The organism is Bacillus sp. 491mf (assembly GCF_900112415.1).
In the GTDB taxonomy this organism is placed as follows: Bacteria; Bacillota; Bacilli; order Bacillales; family Bacillaceae_G; genus Bacillus_A.
The window spans coordinates 1-17,199 of the sequence record NZ_FOLV01000031.1; the positions used below are offsets into that span (position 1 = coordinate 1).

A 17,199-nucleotide genomic window follows, 5' to 3' on the forward strand; every position below is an offset into this window, starting at 1 on the left:
TGGTTTTCTTGCTGTTTATTGTTTTGAGTCTGTTGTTGATTTTCTTGCTGTTTGTTGTTTTGAGCTTGTTGCTGGTTTGTCTGCTGCTTGTTCGTTTGCGCTACTTGATTGACGTTTGTTTGTTCATTTTGCTTCTTCTTCGTATCTGTATTGTTCTTCTCTACTTGCTTATTATCGTTCTTTTTTTTGCGAAACCATTTGAAAAACATATGTATTCCCTCTTTATCCAAATTAGATAACTTTAGTCTGTGGGAATTTTTATATATTATGCATATATTTGTGGGTGGAAAAGTGAAATGTGAATAGTGAGGGAAGCAATTTTGGATACATAGTGATATGAGTTTTAGAGGAAATAATAATTGAACAAATAAAGGAAATGTGTTTTCTCTTTTTGAATAGTCTTCTGTAGCGCACTTCATTTGTTTTATGTAGAAACGAAGTGTGAATTAAGGAGGCGAAAAGATGTTATATGTACAAAAACAAGTATTTCGGCTAAAGAAATATACATTTGAAAACGGTACATCAATTCCAATCCAAATTGGTTATGAAACATACGGTACGTTAAACAGTGAGAAATCAAATGCTATTTTAGTTTGTCATTATTTTAGTGCAACGAGTCATGCGGCAGGAAAGTATACAGAGCACGACCAGGTTCCAGGTTGGTGGGATGAGTTAATTGGACCAGGGAAAGCAATTGATACAAATAAATATTTTGTGATTTGTACAGATAATCTTTGTAATGTACAAGTGAAAAATCCTTATGTTGTGACGACAGGACCAAAAACGATAAATCCGGAAACAGGCGCAGAGTATGGAATGGAATTTCCAGTCTTCACGTTTCTTGATATGGCTCGTATTCAATATGAATTAATAAAGGATATGGGAATTGCTAGACTGCATACAGTCATTGGTCCATCTGCCGGAGGGATGATTGCTCAGCAATGGGCTGTTCATTATCCGCATATGATGGAACGGGTGATTGGGGTAATTACAAGTCCGCAAAATCCAGTTGTAACGTCGATTAATGTTTTACAACATGCAATCGGTGCAATTCAATTAGACACAGCTTGGAAAGAGGGTAATTACGGAGAGGAGCAGCCTGTAAAAGGATTGCACTTAGCGGCGAAAATGATGTTCATAAATGCATATGATGCCCACTATTATGAAACGACATTTCCGCGGGACAGTACAGAATCGGCGCCTTATCAAAATTTCAGTACATTCACTTCATTTGAAGAGACAATTAATGAAGCAACATTACAGAATATCGCCTTTGTTGATGCAAATTCATGGATGTACACCGCAAAAGCAACTTTATTACATGATATTGCTCACGGTTTTCCTTCATTAGAGGAAGCGCTTCGGCAAGTAGAAGCGAGCGTTCTAATGATTCCTTGTAAGCAAGATTTGCTGCAGCCTCCTCGTTATAATTATAAGATGGTTGAATTGCTTAGAAAGAATGGGAAATTTGCAGAAGTATATGAAATTGAAAGTATTTACGGACATATGGCAGGTGTGTTTGAGACGCATTTATTTGCCGGGAAAGTGCATCAATTTCTTAATCAGCAAATTTCAAGAATGATGTAGCTTTTACACATAGCTTGTTTTCTAAGTGGTCCATGCTAAAATTGAGGAGAAAGAAGGAGGAGAGTTTATTTTATGACTGAAGTGAAAACAATTATGCCAGAAGAGGTACAAGAGCGTTTAGAAAAAGGAGAAACGCTATTTTTAGTAGATGTGCGTGAAGATGAAGAAGTAGCATATGGAAAAATTCCAGAAGCAGTTCATATTAAAATGGGTGATATTCCGCATAAATTAGACTTCTTTGATAAAGAAAATGAATATATTTTTATTTGCCGCTCTGGTGTACGCAGCGAAAATGTTTGTCATTATTTAAATGAACAAGGTTATAAGACACTGAACATGGTTGGCGGCATGATGCAGTATGAAGGAGAAGTAAAGTAACTACTATTTGCTAAAACGTAATTATTCTTTTGAAAACTTGAAACGCGTCCGTTTCAAGTTTTTTTCTTTTGCATACAGTGTAGAAAGCAGGAGATAGTGCTAAGGAAGGTGGTTCAAGAGTGAATTCACTTATTCGAAAAATTAAAGTCATAAATAATAGAGGAGCAATTAATATGGGGGATTGTTACGATCTTTCTCCATTTATTGCGAGGAAGGCATTTAGTGGTGCTGGTGGGTCGAGCGTTGCGACATTTTTAAATGGGAAGTTAGCGCCGCCGATAACACCGCAAACTACTGAATTTACTCCGCCTTTACCAGCTGGTTCATTAACAGCAGGAGTATAATAGAAAGGTTGTATAAAAAATGGGGGTTTGTATTAAGGAATTTGTTATTGTCAATAATACTGGGAATATTTTTACAGGGGATAATTTGCGAGATACTTCGTTTGTTGCTTCGAAGACATTTACAGGATCAACAGGACCAACATGTATGGATGTTGTCGTTGTTATCGGGAATACAAATGAAGTTTGTTTACGCCCTGGAGACGTAGTGACAACTACAATTACACGGGGTACTGGACTAACAGGTAGTAGCCCAAGCAGTGGCGGTGGGATGACCGATGCTTTACAGGGAACTCCAAGTAGCAGTGGGATGACCGGTACTTTACAGGGAACTCCGAGTAGCAGTGGGATGACCGATGCTTTACAGGGAACTCCGAGTAGCAGTGGGATGACCGGTGCTTTACAGGGAACTCCGAGTAGTAGTCAAAGCAATGGCCTAAGTAGTAGCCCAAGCAGTAAACCGGGTGGTAACTCAGGTAGTAGCTGCGAGAGCGCTTTATTAGTAGTTAATAAAACAGATCATACAGATTCTGGAGTAGGATTTTCGTAAAAGAATGATTATTTATTTCAATAAAATGCTTTATAAGTAAGCCCTCCGTTTCTTTAGAAGCGGAGGGCTTATTACTGTTTCTAAAAGCTTTCACCAGTGGAGAATGAAAAACTTCCCCATTGATGGAAGCTTTACTTTAATTGATCCATTCAACAACCATATCCATTGTTTGACGGGTTTTTTCATGTTGTGGTTCTTCTAATCGATAGCCGAAAGCCACTAAACAAGAGACACCGAATGTATCTCCAAAAATAATTCCTTCTTCTCGTAAAAGCGATTCTACCTTTTCTTGATGAAAGCCTTCCATTGGACAAGAATCGATACCGATTTGAGCAGCTGCAGTCATCATATTACCTAGAGCAATGTATGTTTGTTTAGAAGCCCAATCAAACATAGCGCGATCACTTTCTAATAAATTGAAATCAGATTCTTGGAACGTTTTATAAAAATCACCTTTCATATTCACTGCTTCTTGTGGAAGTCTTTGGATGTTTGTCATGAAGTTAGAAATATAGGAAGAGTTATACATCATATCTTCTTTTTTTCGAGCTAATATCACAACAAAATGGCTGGCTGTTGGTAATTGTTTTTGTGCTCCCCATGCTATCGGTAGAAGCTTCTTGCGAATATCTTGATTTTGAATTACGACAAATTTCCAAGGCTCAAAGCCAAATGAACTTGGAGAAAGACGGCCTGTTTCGAGAATAAAATGAAAATCTTCATCAGAGATTTTTTTATTTACATCAAATACTTTGCATGCATGTCTAAACTGATAGGCTTTTAAAATTTCTTCTTTTGTATTTTTCATTCCAATTACCACCTTTTAATAATTTACTTTCTATTTGTAAGTTGGTTACAAAATAAATTTTACTATAATATATTTATAAGTGTAAGTACGCACATTTTTGACATATAGTATCAAAATGTATACTAATGAAGAGTGATGAGAAGGAGAATATACGTCGTTGTTCAGTAGAGGTCACATTAGATGTAATCGGCGGGAAATGGAAAGGCGTGATTCTATTTCATTTAATAAATGGAGAAATTCGCCTTAATCAATTTTTACGATTGATGCCTGGTCTCACGCAGCGAATGCTAACGAGACAATTACGAGAGCTCGAAGCTGATGGTGTGATTCATCGTGAAGTATATAAGGAAGTGCCTCCGAAAGTTGAATACTCATTAACCGAATTTGGAAAGTCGTTAGTTCCAATTATCTTAATGATGCGAGATTGGGGAAATCAGTATCGAATACAAATAGAGCAATGAAGAAGTGTGCAACACCTTGATTGCACACTTTTTTATTGCGATTAAAATTTTATCGGTTTTCTTTTTCGGTAAATAACATAACTGCGTCGTAAGTATTTCACTGGTACGCTAAAGACATGAACAAGTCTTGTAAATGGCCATGTTGCAAATAGTCCCATTGCGGCGATGATATGAATTTTGAACCAAATTGGCACCTCTGCCATATATTCCGCTTTAGGTTGGAAAATAAAGAGGCTGCGGAACCATGGGCCAATCGTTGTTCGATAATCAAAACCGTTTGAATCGATATTTAAAAATGTAGAAGAAAGTCCGGCAAGCATTACGATGAGCAACAAGATGAGAGCGATGTAATCCCCAGTTGTACTTGTTGCGATAATTCGTTTTACGGTAAAGCGGCGATACGTTAAAATGAATAATCCGATTACAGAAGCAATACCTGCTGGAAGACCGAAGCTGATTGCCATTATATGATACGTATGTTCAGAAATGCCGAGAGAACTGTAGACGGATTCAGGGATTAAAATTCCCATGACATGACCGCCAATTACGAACATAATACCAAAGTGAAATAGTAAACTTCCGATTCGGAGCATTTTCTTCTCTAATAATTCACTAGATTTTGATGTCCAGCCAAACTGATCGTAGTTGTATCTAAAAATATGTCCACCAATGAAAATGACTAAAATGATATAGGGAAAGAGTACCCATAAAAATTGATCCATCATTCTTGTCCCACTCCTTTCTAGTTTATTTCATACTGCCATGCACGAATAGCAGTAAGGATGCACCTTACAATTGGTTCGTGCATACTGTTTATGCTTGTTAATTGTTCATGCAATGCTTCGATATTGTTTTCATATTTTTTCATAATTGGTTCACTATCTTCTTCATCAGCATTTGCGAGAAATTCTAACATAAGCGGTAAATAATCAGGCAGTTCTTTATCAGTTACAGCGAGACCTGCTTTTTTATAGTGTTGTTTTAGTTCTAGCAGTTCAATCCCTCGTTCTCGTTGTTCACCAGTATTCAAATAAGTGAGATACATATTTGTTTTTTTGCCAAAATCAAATGTATATACAAACGATTGAATTAATTCATCATTTGTTTTTTGCTTTGCTTGTTCGATAAATGTTGTTAGATTAGTACGAATTTCCTCATGTTCGATAGTTTGAACATCATTTTGTAAATGAGTAAGTGCTTCTCTCCATCCTTGTTCAGGATAGGAGAGAAGAAAGGAAGAACAAGAGAAAGCTGTTTGTAAACTTTGATTCATAATTGTTACCTCCTTTATTTTAAGAGATTGTCATGCAAGAGCCAGGACCGCCAGCGAAGGAAAGACCACAGCTTCCTTGCTCGTTATAAAGATCTGCCACTTGCTCACGGTGAGAAGTTGGAATGACGAAACGATCTTTATATTTTGCAATTGCAAGAAGGCGATACATATCTTCAATGTCTTCTTTTGTTAAGTTCAGTTCTTTTAATATAGCTTCATCTGGTTCTTTATTAATTTGCAATGCTCTCATATGAGTACGCATGACAGCCATTTTTTTCAATGTAAGACGAATATGAGATTCATCGCCTGCAGTTAATAGATTTGCTAAATATTGAATTGGAATCCGCATATTATCAATAGCAGGGAAAATGTCTTTTGCTTGCCAGTTGCTTCCTTTTCCTTCGACCATATTCATAATTGGGCTTAATGGTGGGATGTACCAAACCATTGGCAATGTACGATACTCTGGATGAAGAGGAAGAGCAATTTTCCAATCGATAATCATTTTATAAATTGGTGACTGCTGAGCAGCTTTGATCCATTCTTCTGTAATACCCTGTTTCTTTGCTTCAGCAACTATTTCTGGATCATTTGGATCTAGAAATACGTTAAGCTGAGACTCGTATAAGTCTTTTTCATCTTCTACAGATGCTGCTTCTTTTACTTTATCAGCGTCATATAACATAACTCCGATGTAACGAATGCGTCCAACGCATGTTTCCGAACAAATTGTTGGCATACCAGCTTCGATACGCGGGAAACACATTGTACATTTTTCAGCTTTATTCGTTTGCCAGTTGAAATATACTTTTTTATATGGGCAAGAAGATACACAAAATCTCCAAGCACGGCATGCATTTTGATCAACAAGGACAATCCCGTCTTCATCCCGCTTATACATAGAACCAGATGGACAAGAAGATACGCACGACGGATTCATGCAGTGTTCGCAAATACGCGGTAAGTACATCATGAACACATTTTCAAAATCTGTTTTAATTTCATCTTCCATTTTTTTAACGTTCGGATCTTGTAAGCCTGTTATATGTCCGCCTGCTAAATCATCTTCCCAGTTTGGTCCCCATTCAATTTTATCGATAAATTCACCTGTAATAGCTGACTTCGGCCTAGCAACTGGTTGGTGCTTTCGCTGTGGACTGTTTGTTAATGTTTCATAATCGTAGTTCCAAGGCTCAAAGTAATCATCAATTGTTGGTTGATCTGGGTTATGGAAAATGTTCATGAGACGTTTCATTTTTGAACCGGATTTCAACTGAAGGTCTCCGTTTTTCAGCTCCCAGCCACCTTTATATTTTTCTTGATCTTCCCATTGTTTTGGATAGCCAATGCCCGGTTTTGTTTCTACATTGTTAAAGTACATGTATTCAGCACCTGGACGATTCGTCCAGGTGTTTTTGCATGTTACGCTACAAGTGTGACAGCCGATGCATTTATCAAGATTCATTACCATTCCGACTTGTGCTTTAATCTTCAAGCCAATCTACCTCCTTCAGTTTGCGGATGACAACATTTAGGTCGCGTTGGTTTCCAGTTGGGCCATAGTAGTTAAAGCCGTAACTTAATTGACCGTATCCGCCAATCATATGAGTTGGTTTTACGTGAATACGCGTTGGGCTATTATGTGTTCCGCCGCGGTTACTTGTTAAATTCGTACCAGGTACGTTAATATGACGATCTTGTGCATGATGCATAAACGCCATTCCACGCGGCATGCGGTGTGTGACGACAGCGCGGGCAACAACGACGCCGTTTCGGTTGAAGCATTCAATCCAGTCATTATCAGCAACACCAGCATCAGCGGCGTCATCTTTATTCATCCATACTGTCGGCCCGCCGCGGAACAGCGTTAACATTGGCAGTGAGTCAAAGTACATACTATGAATAGACCATTTATTATGCGGTGTTAAATAGTTTAGCGTAATTTCTTTTCCTTCTACTTCAGGGCGAGATTTTCGGAACGGTTTATGCTGCAGTATTGGTTTGAACGTTGCCATTGTTTCACCAAATTCTTTCATCATGTCGTGATCTAAGTAGAAAGATTGACGCCCTGTTATTGTTCGCCAAGGAATGAGACGCTCCACATTTGTTGTAAACGGTGAATAGCGGCGTCCTCCTTTTTCTGAACCAGTAAAAGCAGGTGATGTAATAACTGTTTTTGGCTGCGCTGTAATTTGTTCAAATGTGAAGCACTCTTCTTCACGCTCTTCTGCTAAATCGCGCAGTTGTAAATCTGTTTGTTTTTCAAGTGCCTCCCATGCTTTTACTGCCATATGACCATTTGTTGTTGAAGAAAGAGTTAACACAGCTTCAGCAGCATTGATTGCTTCTGTTATGTTAGGGCACCCTTTTGCGATAGAATCAGTGCGAATAACACCTAATTTACTCTTTAATTGTTCGTATTCTTTTTCCGCAGACCAAGAGATACCTTTCGTGCCAATTGGCTGTTTTCCGACGTTTGGTCCAAGTGCGGTCATTTTGTCATAAATCGTTTTATAATCATGTTCCACAACATGTATTTGCGGCATTGTTTTGCCTGGGATTGGTTCACATTCTCCTTTGCTCCAATCTTTAATTTGTCCAAGCGGCTGTGCTAATTCTTGTGGTGTATCGTGAAGAAGCGGCGTTGCAACAACTTCTTTCATTGGCTCAAGATCTAACTTTTGTGCTAAATCAGCGACTGCTTTTGAAAGGGAGCAGAAAATATCCCAGTCAGAGCGTGCTTCCCACGGTGAACCGATTGCCGGGTTAAATGGATGTACGAACGGATGCATATCTGTACTGCTTAAGTCATGTTTTTCATACCAAGTTGAAGCAGGAAGAACGATGTCAGAGTACAGTGCTGTTCCAGCCATACGGAAATCTAAGTTAATTAGTAGATCGAGTTTTCCTTCAGGTGCTTCTTCCTGCCACTTGATTTCCTCTGGTCGTAGTGAATCACTATCGTCGTTCATTAATCCGTTTGTTGTACCTAATAAATGTTTTAAGAAATACTCGTGTCCTTTACCAGAACTTGAGATTAAATTCGCGCGCCATACGAATAAATTGCGCGGGAAGTTATTTTTGTTATCAGGGTCTTCAATCGCAAATTTGAGTTCTTTGTTTTTTAGCTTCTCTGCAACATATTTCCCGATTTCCTCCTGGGTTGTTGCACCATTAGCGACCGCTTCTTTATATAATTCAATTCCGTTTTTCTCGAATGTTGGATAGGATGGTAACCAGCCAAGGCGAGCTGCCAACACATTGTAATCACCGTGGTGCTGATAGCGTGAGTTGCCGACAACTGGTGATGCTAAATGACCAACTGGTGTATCTTCATAACGCCACTGATCTGTAACGAAATAGAAGAACGACGTCCCGTTTTGCAGTTTTGGCGGACCTTGCCAATCTCTTGCCATCGCAATTGTTTGCCAACCTTCTGCTGGACGTAATTTTTCTTGGCCAACATAATGAGCCCAACCGCCGCCGTTTACCCCTTGTGCTCCAACGAGAAGAACGAGGTTTAACACAGCGCGGTAAATCGTATCAGAGTTAAACCAATGGTTAATACCAGCGCCGACAATAATCATCGAGCGTCCATTTGTATCAACGGCATTTTGCGCAAATTCACGAGCGATTTGAATAATCAGTTCTCGTTTTACACCTGTCATTTTTTCTTGCCATGCTGGCGTAAATGGAACATCTTCATCGAAACTCTTCGGTTCTGGGCCGCCAAGACCGCGGTCTACGCTGTAGTTTGCTAATGTTAAATCGTAGACAGTTGTTACGAAAAGATCTCCGTTTGGCGTTGTAATCTTTTTCACTGGAATCGTACGTTCTAATACTTCATTTCCGTCATCAGAGAAGTACGGAATTTGGACAGTTCCAATTGAATCTTCCATACCAAGTAAAGAAAGACGTGGGTCGATTTTTTCGCCTGTTTGTTCATCTTCTAAACGTAAGTTCCATTTTTTCTCGTTATCCCAGCGTGATCCCATTGTGCCGTGCGGCGTAGCGAAATCATGACTTTTATCGTTCCAAAGAACAGGTTTCCATTCGCCAAGTTTTGTTTCCCGGCCAATATCAGTCGCATTTAAGAAACGATCTGCAACAAATTGACCGTCTTGCTGTTTTAACGTGACAAGGAACGGGAAATCTGTGTATTGCTTTGCATAATTTATGAAGTAGTCTACTTGTTTGTCTACGTAGAATTCTTGTAAAATGACGTGTCCCATTGCCATTGCAAGTGCCCCGTCTGTCCCTTGTTTTACACTGATCCAGTCATCAGCGAATTTTGTTGATTCGGCAAAATCAGGACTAACAGAAACAACTTTCGTCCCTTTATAGCGCACTTCCGCTAAGAAGTGCGCATCTGGTGTCCGCGTTAGCGGTACGTTGGATCCCCATGTCATAATGTAGCCAGCGTTGTACCAATCACTACTTTCTGGCACATCTGTTTGATCACCCCAAATTTGTGGTGAAGCTGGTGGTAAGTCAGCGTACCAATCGTAGAAGCTCAGCATCGGCCCGCCCATCAGCTGCATAAAGCGGCTGCCAGCTGCGTGACTTAGCATAGACATCGCTGGAATTGGTGAGAAACCAACATTTCGATCAGGACCATATTTGATTACTGTATATAGTAAGGAAGCAGCAACGAGCTGTAATACTTCATCCCAACTTGCACGAATGAAGCCGCCTTTTCCGCGAGCACTTTTATATGCGCGTGCTTTTTCTGGATTTTCAACAATGCTTTTCCAAGCATCTAATGGTGATTCATGTTTTTGCAGTTCTTCTTGCCACATATTCCAAAGAACGCCGCGTACATATGGATATTTCACACGAAGCGGACTATAAATGTACCAAGAAAAGCTTGCTCCTCGCGGACATCCGCGTGGTTCAAAATCTGGCATATCAGGACCAGTAGACGGATAATTTAGTTCTTGTCCTTCCCAAGTGACAATTCCATCTTTTACGTAAATGTTCCAGCTGCAAGAACCGGTGCAGTTTACGCCGTGTGTGGAGCGGATAACTTTATCATGTTGCCATCGTTTTCGGTAGGCATTTTCCCATTCTCGGTCTTCATATGTTTCTTGCGTATGATTATCGTTATAACGATCTATTGGAGAAAAATATTTTAAACGTTGCATAAATGGTGATAGTTTCTTCTTCATATCGTTCACTCCTTTATTGCGTCTCTCTTGCTTACTTTCACTATAAGAGGGCACACAAAATAGAGATGTGATATCTATCACAGTTCAACAGATTGTCAAAATTCATAAGAGTGTAAGGAAAAAAATAGAGAAGATGTGATATTTTGCACATCGCAAAATATGTTTTGTATGTAAAGTAGGGGGAGAAAGAAAAAGAGCAGCATCTTCAATAATATATCCATGTTAATTTTCTGGCAGCTGCTGCTATGCAGAATAAAACGCTTGAAACCTTGCATGTGGCAAGAGAAAGTACTGACCGCTTTATGCACGGTCAGAAGCTCTCGTTCCTCACTAAAAGAAAAGGTTTTTTATGTCGTTTTTTTAACTTGTATATATAGGAATGCTACTCAATACTACAAATAGAAGTAGGGCAATCTTCACAAGAGATTGCACATTTTAAAAAATGTAAATTATGAATGGTGATTTTGCCTTTATGAATAGAAATAATATCTTGTTTTTTTAAATCATTTAACATGCGATTGACACTTTCACGGGAGGTCGCACAGAAGTTGGCAAGATCTTGATTTGTTAATGGAAGATCAATCAGAATACCATCTTCTTTTAAAATGCCATAACTATTCGTCATGCGAATGAGAGTGGAGTATAGTGCTCCTTTTTTGCCATGCAATACTAGATCACGGAACTTCGTTTGCATTCTTCGTAAATGTTCACTAACCCACTTCATAAATTCAAAGGCAAGAGCTGGTTTTTCCAGCAATGCTTTTTCTAATGCATCCCGCTTAATGACGCCGATTTCTGCACGTTCCAGTACTTTTGCATTTAATAAATATTTGGCGTTTTCCGTAAATAATGTAAGTTCCCCAATAATATCATTCTCCGAACAAATGCGCAGTGTCAATTCTTGACCATCGGCGCTAATTTTACTAATTTGCACTTTTCCAGAGCGAATAATGTATAGTTCTTTTGCCTCCATACCTTCTTGGAAAATATAATGGGATTTGTTTACTTGCATTTTATATTCAACAGATGCGAGTAATTCATTTAAATCATTTGATAATGCAGTACTGTTTGTCACAGCAGTCACCCCTTTTTTCCGAATAGTCTATCTCTTATTTTGAATATAAATATAGTGAAAATGCAAGAGATTTTTTCCTTTTCCTAATTGTGAACAGTTTTTGACTGGATTTGTGAAGAATTTTTGAATGAGGAAATTGATGTGAGAAATATCACAACATAGATTGTAGTTCTTTTTTATGATGAAGACAAATGAAAGGCATCCAAAAAAAGATAAAGTGCAAGAGCAAAACACCCTAGTTTAAAAATATATTATAATAGAATAAAAGTATATATGCAGCAAGAAGGAGGGGTGACGATGACTGAGAAGATTGTAGATGTATGGCAGCGTCCACTTCAAGATTTACGCATTTCTGTCATTGATCGTTGTAATTTTCGGTGCACGTATTGTATGCCGGCTGAAGTGTTTGGACCAGATTATGCTTTTTTAAAAGAAGAGTTTCTACTTACGTTTGATGAGATTGAACGATTAGCTAAGCTGTTTGTTCGTATGGGAGTTAAGAAAATTCGCTTAACTGGCGGTGAACCGCTACTTCGTAAAGATTTACCACAGCTCATTAAACGTCTTGTGAAAATAGAAGGCTTAACAGATATTGGGCTAACGACGAACGGCATTCATTTAACGAAACAGGCAAAGGCATTAAAAGAAGCTGGTTTAATGCGAGTAAACGTCAGCTTAGATGCGTTAGATGATGATGTATTTCGAAATATTAATGGCCGCAATGTAAGCACAAAACCTATATTACGAGGAATTGAAGAAGCAAAATCTGCTGGGCTCGACGTGAAAGTCAATATGGTCGTGAAAAAAGGAATGAACGATAACCAAATTTTGAAGATGGCCGCTTATTGTAAAGAGCAGTGCATCCCTCTTCGCTTTATCGAATTTATGGATGTTGGAAGTACGAACGGCTGGAACTTTGAACAAGTCATTACGAAGAAAGAGTTAATCGATATGATTGGACGTGTATATCCAATTGAACCGATAGATCCTCACTATTTCGGTGAAGTAGCCAAGCGATATCGATATGTTGGAACTGAGGCTGAAGTTGGTTTTATTACTTCTGTTTCTGAATCATTTTGTTCTTCTTGTACGAGAGCGCGCATTTCAGCAGAAGGACGATTGTATACTTGTTTATTTGCAACGACAGGAACAGATTTACGCACGCTAATCCGGGGTGGAATAGATGATGAGAAATTGTTCCAAATCGTGCAAGATGTATGGAATAAGCGTAATGATCGTTATTCGGATGAACGAACGGAAGAAAGTGCAAATAACCGCCCAAAAATTGAAATGTCATATATTGGCGGATAGAGAGAAGGGGTTAAGATGCAAGAGCGGTATTCACGGCAAATACTGTTTTCTGAGATTGGGGAAGCTGGTCAGCGTAATTTAAGTGAAAAACACGTATTAATCATTGGCGCTGGTGCACTTGGTGCAGCAAATGCTGAGGCGCTCGTTCGAGCAGGCGTCGGCAAGTTGACGATTGCAGATCGTGATTATGTCGAATGGAGCAATTTGCAAAGGCAGCAATTATATACAGAAGAAGATGCGAAGTGCTATGTGCCGAAAGCAGTGGCAGCGGCGCAGCATTTAAGGCAAATTAATTCTGAAGTAGACGTTGAGCCGGTTGTAACGGATGTAACGGTGCAAGAAATCGAGCGGCTTGTGCAAAATGTGGATATCATAATCGATGCGACGGATAATTTCGATACACGTCTTCTTATTAATGATATTTCACAAAAGTATAACGTTCCGTGGATATATGGCGGCTGCGTTGGGAGTTACGGTGTAACGTATACGATTATTCCAGGGAAAACACCATGCTTTCGCTGTTTAATGGAACATCCAACGAGCAGCGCAACGTGTGATACAGCGGGAATTATTCAACCAGCCGTGCAAATGGTCGTTGCTTATCAAGTTGCTGAAGCTTTAAAAATATTAGTTGGAGACTTCGCGGCACTGAGAGAAACGATGGTATCATTCGATCTTTGGAACAATCAATATATGGCATTTAAAGTAAACCGGCAAAAAAAAGAAAACTGTCTATCATGCGGCAAGCTTCGTACATATCCAAGCTTAGCATTTGAAGCGCAAACGAAAACAGAAGCGCTATGCGGCCGCAATACAGTTCAAATTCGTCCAGGCGTAAATCAGCCTCTTAACTTAGAAGAAATAGAAAAGCGCTTACAAAGGAGCGTGCCAGTACAGAGGACGCCGCACCTATTATCATTTCATGCTGATGAATATCGCTTCGTTTTATTTCAAGATGGGCGAGCCTTTGTTCATGGTACAAATGATATACAAGTGGCCAAACGATTATACGCGCGTTACATAGGGTGAATCCAAAGGGGAATCCCCCTTGGATTAAGATTAATTTCTTGAATAATCACCGCTTTTGCCGCCCGTTTTTTCAAACAGGTATGTTTCACCGATAATCATGCCTTTATCGACAGCTTTACACATGTCGTATACGGTAAGAGCGGTAGCGGAAGCGGCAGTTAAGGCTTCCATTTCAACGCCGGTGCTGCCTTCTGTTTTTACTTTTACTTCAATAAGCAAACGATATTGTTCATCTGTAATGTGCCAGTCAAAGGAAATATCGACACCTTTTAGAAGTAGTGGATGACACATCGGAATAATATCCGAAGTACGTTTTGCGGCCATAATACCAGCGATTTGGGCAACGGCTAGGACATCGCCTTTTCCGATTTCATTATGAGTGATTTTCTCGTAAATTTCTTTCGTCAAGGTGATGCTTGAACGAGCAATAGCTGTGCGCACAGTAACTTTTTTATCACTAATATCGACCATTTTAGCACGGCCTTGATCGTTAAAATGAGTAAATGAAGACATGAAATTCCTCCTTGAAGTAATTGCTATTATGATTAGCATTGTACAACAAAAAGTGTAATAAAGATGTGATATTTTGCAAATGCGGGGTGAAAATGATGCTAGAAAAACGAATACCAATTGCTGTTAGCGAGGCAGTAGCACGTGTGATGGAGTATGCAAAACACGGAGAAATTGAGCGAGTACCGCTTACAGAAAGTTATGGACGAATTCTAGGTGAAGATGTAGTTGCCGATCATGACGTGCCTCATTTTGACCGCTCGCCGTACGATGGGTTTGCGGTTCGGGCCGAAGATACGAAGAAAGCAAGTTATGAACATCCGACCGAATTTGAAGTTGTTGGAGAAATTGGTGCTGGTTTTGTTTTTAACGAGGAAGTGAAGGGATTTCAAGCGGTGCGAATTATGACCGGCGCAGCGATTCCAACTGGCTGTGATGCGGTTGTCATGCTTGAGCTTACGGAAGGCTTTCAAAAAGACGAAAAGACATATATGAAATTGAAGCGTCCGTTTCAGTCAGGCGATAATATTTCACGTAAAGGTGAAGATGTCAGGAAGCATCAAGTGCTTGTAGAAAAAGGAACGATGATTAATCCAGGAGTGGCAGCGCTTCTTGCAACGTTTGGTTATAGTGAAGTAGCTACTGTAAAACGTCCGGTGATTGGCATTGTGACGACAGGAAGTGAATTGTTAGAAGTTCATGAGCCGCTTGAACCAGGGAAAATTCGCAACAGTAACTCATATATGATCGGTGCACAAATTATGCGAGCAGGCGGAAAGGTCCGGTATTATGGAAAGTTTGCAGATGACTTCGACACTTGCTATGAGATGGTAAAAAAGACAATGGAAGAAGTCGATATTCTCATTACGACAGGCGGTGTGTCAGTTGGTGATTATGACTACTTACCGGCCATTTATGAAAAGCTTGGAGCAAACGTACTATTCAATAAAATAGCGATGCGTCCGGGAAGTGTAACGACAGTAGCAGAAGTAGACGGAAAGTTATTGTTTGGATTATCAGGAAATCCATCTGCTTGCTATGTTGGGTTTGAATTGTTTGTCCGTCCGGTTGCTCGAACGTTTCTACATATGAAAGAGCCTCATATGTACCGCGGCGACGCCATTTTAATGAAGGGGTTCCCGAAAGCAAATCCATTTACACGCTTTGTTAGAGGGAAAGTAGAAATTGGAAACGAAAGGCTGCAAGCTGTGCCAGTTGGACTGGATAAATCCAGTGCTGTTTCTTCACTCGCTGATGCGAATGCGTTTATTGTCTTACCAGGTGGAACTCGCGGATTTGAAGAAGGGATGACTGTGACTGTCCTATTGTTAGACAGAGAGCAAGGAAGTGAGTGGCCGTGGAAAGAACCGTTCCAGTCTTACAAATCGTAGGGTATCAAAATAGCGGGAAGACAACGTTGACAGAGAAGCTGATTAAAGCATTAACGAATGAAGGCGTGAAAGTAGGTGCGATTAAGCATCATGGGCACGGAGGATATCCGGAAGTGCCGCTGCAAAAAGATAGCGAACGTCATCGCCAAGCTGGAGCGATTGTCAGTGTGGTGGAAGGGGACGGATTATTATCTTTATCCGCTAAGGACGACTGGTCTTTAGAAAAAATCATTCGTTTGTATACATGTTTTGAAGCGGAAGTCATAATTGTTGAAGGCTATAAAAAAGAGCGATACCCGAAAGTCGTTTTACTTCGATCAGAGGAAGATGCTTCTTTATTAGAAAGTGTAGAAAATGTGATTGCTGTTATTACATGGAATAAGGCTCTAAAAACAGGGCAAGAACATTATCAAGTTTTTCATATAGCAGAAGATGAAAAGTATATAAATTGGTTTGTAAAAAGAATGAGGGATACAAAATGACAAATACGTATTTTGAAGTAGTGGATACACCGATTTCGATTGAAGAAGTAGCGCAGAAAGTTATTCAACGTGAATGCGGGGCTGTGACGACATTCATTGGTACAGTGCGCGAATTTACGAAAGGCCGCCGTACGCTTTACTTAGAATATGCTGCGTATCGTTCGATGGCTGAAAAGATGCTTGCCAAAATTGGGGAAGAAACGAAAGAAAAATGGCCGGGAACATATGTGGCAATTTCACATCGCATCGGCACATTGCAAATTTCTGATATTGCGGTAGTTGTTGCTGTAGCGACGCCGCACCGAAAAGCAGCATACGAGGCAAATGAGTACATTATGGAGCGCATTAAACAAATCGTTCCTATTTGGAAGAAAGAGTTTTGGGAAGACGGTGAGAACTGGATTGGCGATCAATTAGAGCAAACACCGTATCCAAACGGAGAACCAGGAAAGGAGAATGCAAAATGATTACAGTATTATTATTTGCTCACCTGCAAGAAGAAGCTGGAACACACCAATTACAAATGGATGTCCAAAACATTGCAGTAGCAGAGCTGAAGGAGCTTGTAACGAAAGACTACAATGTTTCCCTTTCAGAGCACACAATGGTAGCAATTAATGAAGAATATGCAAATGAAGACGATATGATTCAAGATGGTGATGTTGTTGCATTGATTCCACCAGTAAGCGGCGGGTGATTCTTTCCTGCCTAATCATGATAAAGTGAAACTTCCATCAGTGGGGGCTTTATCCCCCATTGATGGAAAGCTCTCACCAATCGGGCACATGCCAGCAGTTATCCTTCACCTATCTTCTTCGCTTCACTCAATCTTGAG

At 39.8% G+C, this 17,199-nt stretch carries 17 protein-coding genes and 2 pseudogenes; 11 read left to right on the plus strand and 8 right to left on the minus strand.

Translation table 11 applies throughout. The annotated features are described in order from the left end of the window. Nucleotides 1–209 (minus strand): annotated as a pseudogene (locus BM211_RS19840) (spore germination protein); the annotation flags it as partial. 253 nt (nt 210–462) lie between these two features. Between BM211_RS19840 and BM211_RS19845 the strand changes: the two are divergent. From BM211_RS19845 to BM211_RS19860, 4 genes and pseudogenes are all read left to right on the plus strand, one after another. Then, on the plus strand, nt 463–1,587 hold the full coding sequence (locus tag BM211_RS19845) for a homoserine O-acetyltransferase family protein (RefSeq protein ID WP_035436062.1): 1,125 nt from the start codon (nt 463–465) through the stop codon (nt 1,585–1,587). 72 nt (nt 1,588–1,659) lie between these two features. Then, nucleotides 1,660–1,965 (plus strand): rhodanese-like domain-containing protein, encoded by a 306-nt coding sequence (locus BM211_RS19850; RefSeq protein ID WP_035436060.1) that lies wholly within the window; start codon nt 1,660–1,662, stop codon nt 1,963–1,965. Nucleotides 1,966–2,084: 119 nt separating this feature from the next. Further along, nucleotides 2,085–2,309: a spore germination protein gene (locus tag BM211_RS19855; RefSeq protein WP_035436058.1), complete on the plus strand. Its 225-nt coding sequence runs from the start codon at nt 2,085–2,087 to the stop codon at nt 2,307–2,309. 19 nt (nt 2,310–2,328) lie between these two features. Beyond that, a pseudogene (locus tag BM211_RS19860) lies at nt 2,329–2,643 on the plus strand (hypothetical protein); the annotation flags it as partial. A gap of 349 nt (nt 2,644–2,992) precedes the next feature. Here BM211_RS19860 and BM211_RS19865 read toward each other — a convergent pair. Continuing rightward, nucleotides 2,993–3,664 carry an NAD(P)H-dependent oxidoreductase gene (locus BM211_RS19865; protein ID WP_035436057.1) on the minus strand — a complete coding sequence of 224 codons (672 nt, stop codon included), beginning with the start codon at nt 3,662–3,664 and terminating at the stop codon, nt 2,993–2,995. A 125-nt stretch (nt 3,665–3,789) separates the two neighbouring features. Here BM211_RS19865 and BM211_RS19870 point away from each other — a divergent pair, with 125 nt between their 5' ends. Then, the gene (locus BM211_RS19870) at nt 3,790–4,125 is read left to right on the plus strand and encodes a winged helix-turn-helix transcriptional regulator (protein WP_090999075.1); all 336 of its coding nucleotides are present in this window, start codon (nt 3,790–3,792) and stop codon (nt 4,123–4,125) included. A 41-nt stretch (nt 4,126–4,166) separates the two neighbouring features. Here BM211_RS19870 and narI read toward each other — a convergent pair whose 3' ends face one another. The 5 genes from narI to BM211_RS19895 form a co-directional block, all read right to left on the minus strand. Next, a complete protein-coding gene (gene narI / locus BM211_RS19875) occupies nt 4,167–4,850 on the minus strand; it encodes a respiratory nitrate reductase subunit gamma (RefSeq protein WP_035436053.1) in 684 nt (227 codons plus the stop codon). Between the two features lie 17 nt (nt 4,851–4,867). Further along, complete coding sequence (gene narJ / locus BM211_RS19880) at nt 4,868–5,398, minus strand: nitrate reductase molybdenum cofactor assembly chaperone (protein WP_035436051.1); 531 nt, start codon at nt 5,396–5,398, stop codon at nt 4,868–4,870. 19 nt (nt 5,399–5,417) lie between these two features. Further along, nucleotides 5,418–6,893: a nitrate reductase subunit beta gene (gene narH, locus BM211_RS19885; RefSeq protein ID WP_035436049.1), complete on the minus strand. Its 1,476-nt coding sequence runs from the start codon at nt 6,891–6,893 to the stop codon at nt 5,418–5,420. Beyond that, nucleotides 6,883–10,566 carry a nitrate reductase subunit alpha gene (locus BM211_RS19890; protein WP_090999077.1) on the minus strand — a complete coding sequence of 1,228 codons (3,684 nt, stop codon included), beginning with the start codon at nt 10,564–10,566 and terminating at the stop codon, nt 6,883–6,885. The genes narH and BM211_RS19890 overlap by 11 nt, the downstream gene beginning before the upstream one ends. Before the next feature lie 382 nt (nt 10,567–10,948). Then, on the minus strand, nt 10,949–11,641 hold the full coding sequence (locus BM211_RS19895) for a Crp/Fnr family transcriptional regulator (RefSeq protein WP_035436044.1): 693 nt from the start codon (nt 11,639–11,641) through the stop codon (nt 10,949–10,951). 297 nt (nt 11,642–11,938) lie between these two features. On the opposite strand from BM211_RS19895, the gene moaA reads away from it, so the two are divergent. Beyond that, a complete protein-coding gene (moaA, locus tag BM211_RS19900) occupies nt 11,939–12,952 on the plus strand; it encodes a GTP 3',8-cyclase MoaA (RefSeq protein WP_035436042.1) in 1,014 nt (337 codons plus the stop codon). A 15-nt stretch (nt 12,953–12,967) separates the two neighbouring features. Beyond that, entirely contained in the window at nt 12,968–13,981 is a 1,014-nt protein-coding gene (locus BM211_RS19905) for a molybdopterin-synthase adenylyltransferase MoeB (RefSeq protein ID WP_035436039.1), read from the plus strand. A gap of 30 nt (nt 13,982–14,011) precedes the next feature. Here the strand turns inward: BM211_RS19905 and moaC are convergent, their stop codons facing one another. Then, nucleotides 14,012–14,494, minus strand: coding sequence for a cyclic pyranopterin monophosphate synthase MoaC (gene moaC, locus BM211_RS19910; protein ID WP_090999080.1), 483 nt, complete (start codon nt 14,492–14,494; stop codon nt 14,012–14,014). 95 nt (nt 14,495–14,589) lie between these two features. Here moaC and glp point away from each other — a divergent pair, with 95 nt between their 5' ends. Genes glp through moaD form a run of 4 tightly spaced genes read left to right on the plus strand, consistent with a single transcriptional unit; the run spans nt 14,590 to nt 17,061 of the window. Further along, complete coding sequence (gene glp / locus BM211_RS19915; protein WP_090999083.1) at nt 14,590–15,882, plus strand: molybdopterin molybdotransferase MoeA; 1,293 nt, start codon at nt 14,590–14,592, stop codon at nt 15,880–15,882. Continuing rightward, the gene (gene mobB / locus BM211_RS19920) at nt 15,843–16,364 is read left to right on the plus strand and encodes a molybdopterin-guanine dinucleotide biosynthesis protein B (protein WP_090999085.1); all 522 of its coding nucleotides are present in this window, start codon (nt 15,843–15,845) and stop codon (nt 16,362–16,364) included. Before glp ends, mobB begins: the two co-directional genes overlap by 40 nt. Next, a complete protein-coding gene (locus tag BM211_RS19925) occupies nt 16,361–16,831 on the plus strand; it encodes a molybdenum cofactor biosynthesis protein MoaE (RefSeq protein ID WP_090999087.1) in 471 nt (156 codons plus the stop codon). Before mobB ends, BM211_RS19925 begins: the two co-directional genes overlap by 4 nt. Then, nucleotides 16,828–17,061 (plus strand): molybdopterin converting factor subunit 1, encoded by a 234-nt coding sequence (gene moaD, locus BM211_RS19930; RefSeq protein WP_035436026.1) that lies wholly within the window; start codon nt 16,828–16,830, stop codon nt 17,059–17,061. The genes BM211_RS19925 and moaD overlap by 4 nt, the downstream gene beginning before the upstream one ends. Nucleotides 17,062–17,199: the final 138 nt, after the last annotated feature.

What these genes read in the sequence shown, in the direction of transcription:
- moaC (WP_090999080.1), bottom strand. Translation starts at nt 14,494, where the DNA reads ATGTCTTCATTTACTCATTTTAACGATCAAGGCCGTGCTAAAATGGTC.
- BM211_RS19865 (WP_035436057.1), bottom strand. Translation starts at nt 3,664, where the DNA reads ATGAAAAATACAAAAGAAGAAATTTTAAAAGCCTATCAGTTTAGACAT.
- BM211_RS19870 (WP_090999075.1), top strand. Translation starts at nt 3,790, where the DNA reads ATGAAGAGTGATGAGAAGGAGAATATACGTCGTTGTTCAGTAGAGGTC.
- narJ (WP_035436051.1), bottom strand. Translation starts at nt 5,398, where the DNA reads ATGAATCAAAGTTTACAAACAGCTTTCTCTTGTTCTTCCTTTCTTCTC.
- BM211_RS19925 (WP_090999087.1), top strand. Translation starts at nt 16,361, where the DNA reads ATGACAAATACGTATTTTGAAGTAGTGGATACACCGATTTCGATTGAA.
- narI (WP_035436053.1), bottom strand. Translation starts at nt 4,850, where the DNA reads ATGATGGATCAATTTTTATGGGTACTCTTTCCCTATATCATTTTAGTC.
- BM211_RS19850 (WP_035436060.1), top strand. Translation starts at nt 1,660, where the DNA reads ATGACTGAAGTGAAAACAATTATGCCAGAAGAGGTACAAGAGCGTTTA.
- moaD (WP_035436026.1), top strand. Translation starts at nt 16,828, where the DNA reads ATGATTACAGTATTATTATTTGCTCACCTGCAAGAAGAAGCTGGAACA.
- BM211_RS19890 (WP_090999077.1), bottom strand. Translation starts at nt 10,566, where the DNA reads ATGAAGAAGAAACTATCACCATTTATGCAACGTTTAAAATATTTTTCT.
- BM211_RS19905 (WP_035436039.1), top strand. Translation starts at nt 12,968, where the DNA reads ATGCAAGAGCGGTATTCACGGCAAATACTGTTTTCTGAGATTGGGGAA.
- glp (WP_090999083.1), top strand. Translation starts at nt 14,590, where the DNA reads ATGCTAGAAAAACGAATACCAATTGCTGTTAGCGAGGCAGTAGCACGT.
- BM211_RS19845 (WP_035436062.1), top strand. Translation starts at nt 463, where the DNA reads ATGTTATATGTACAAAAACAAGTATTTCGGCTAAAGAAATATACATTT.
- moaA (WP_035436042.1), top strand. Translation starts at nt 11,939, where the DNA reads ATGACTGAGAAGATTGTAGATGTATGGCAGCGTCCACTTCAAGATTTA.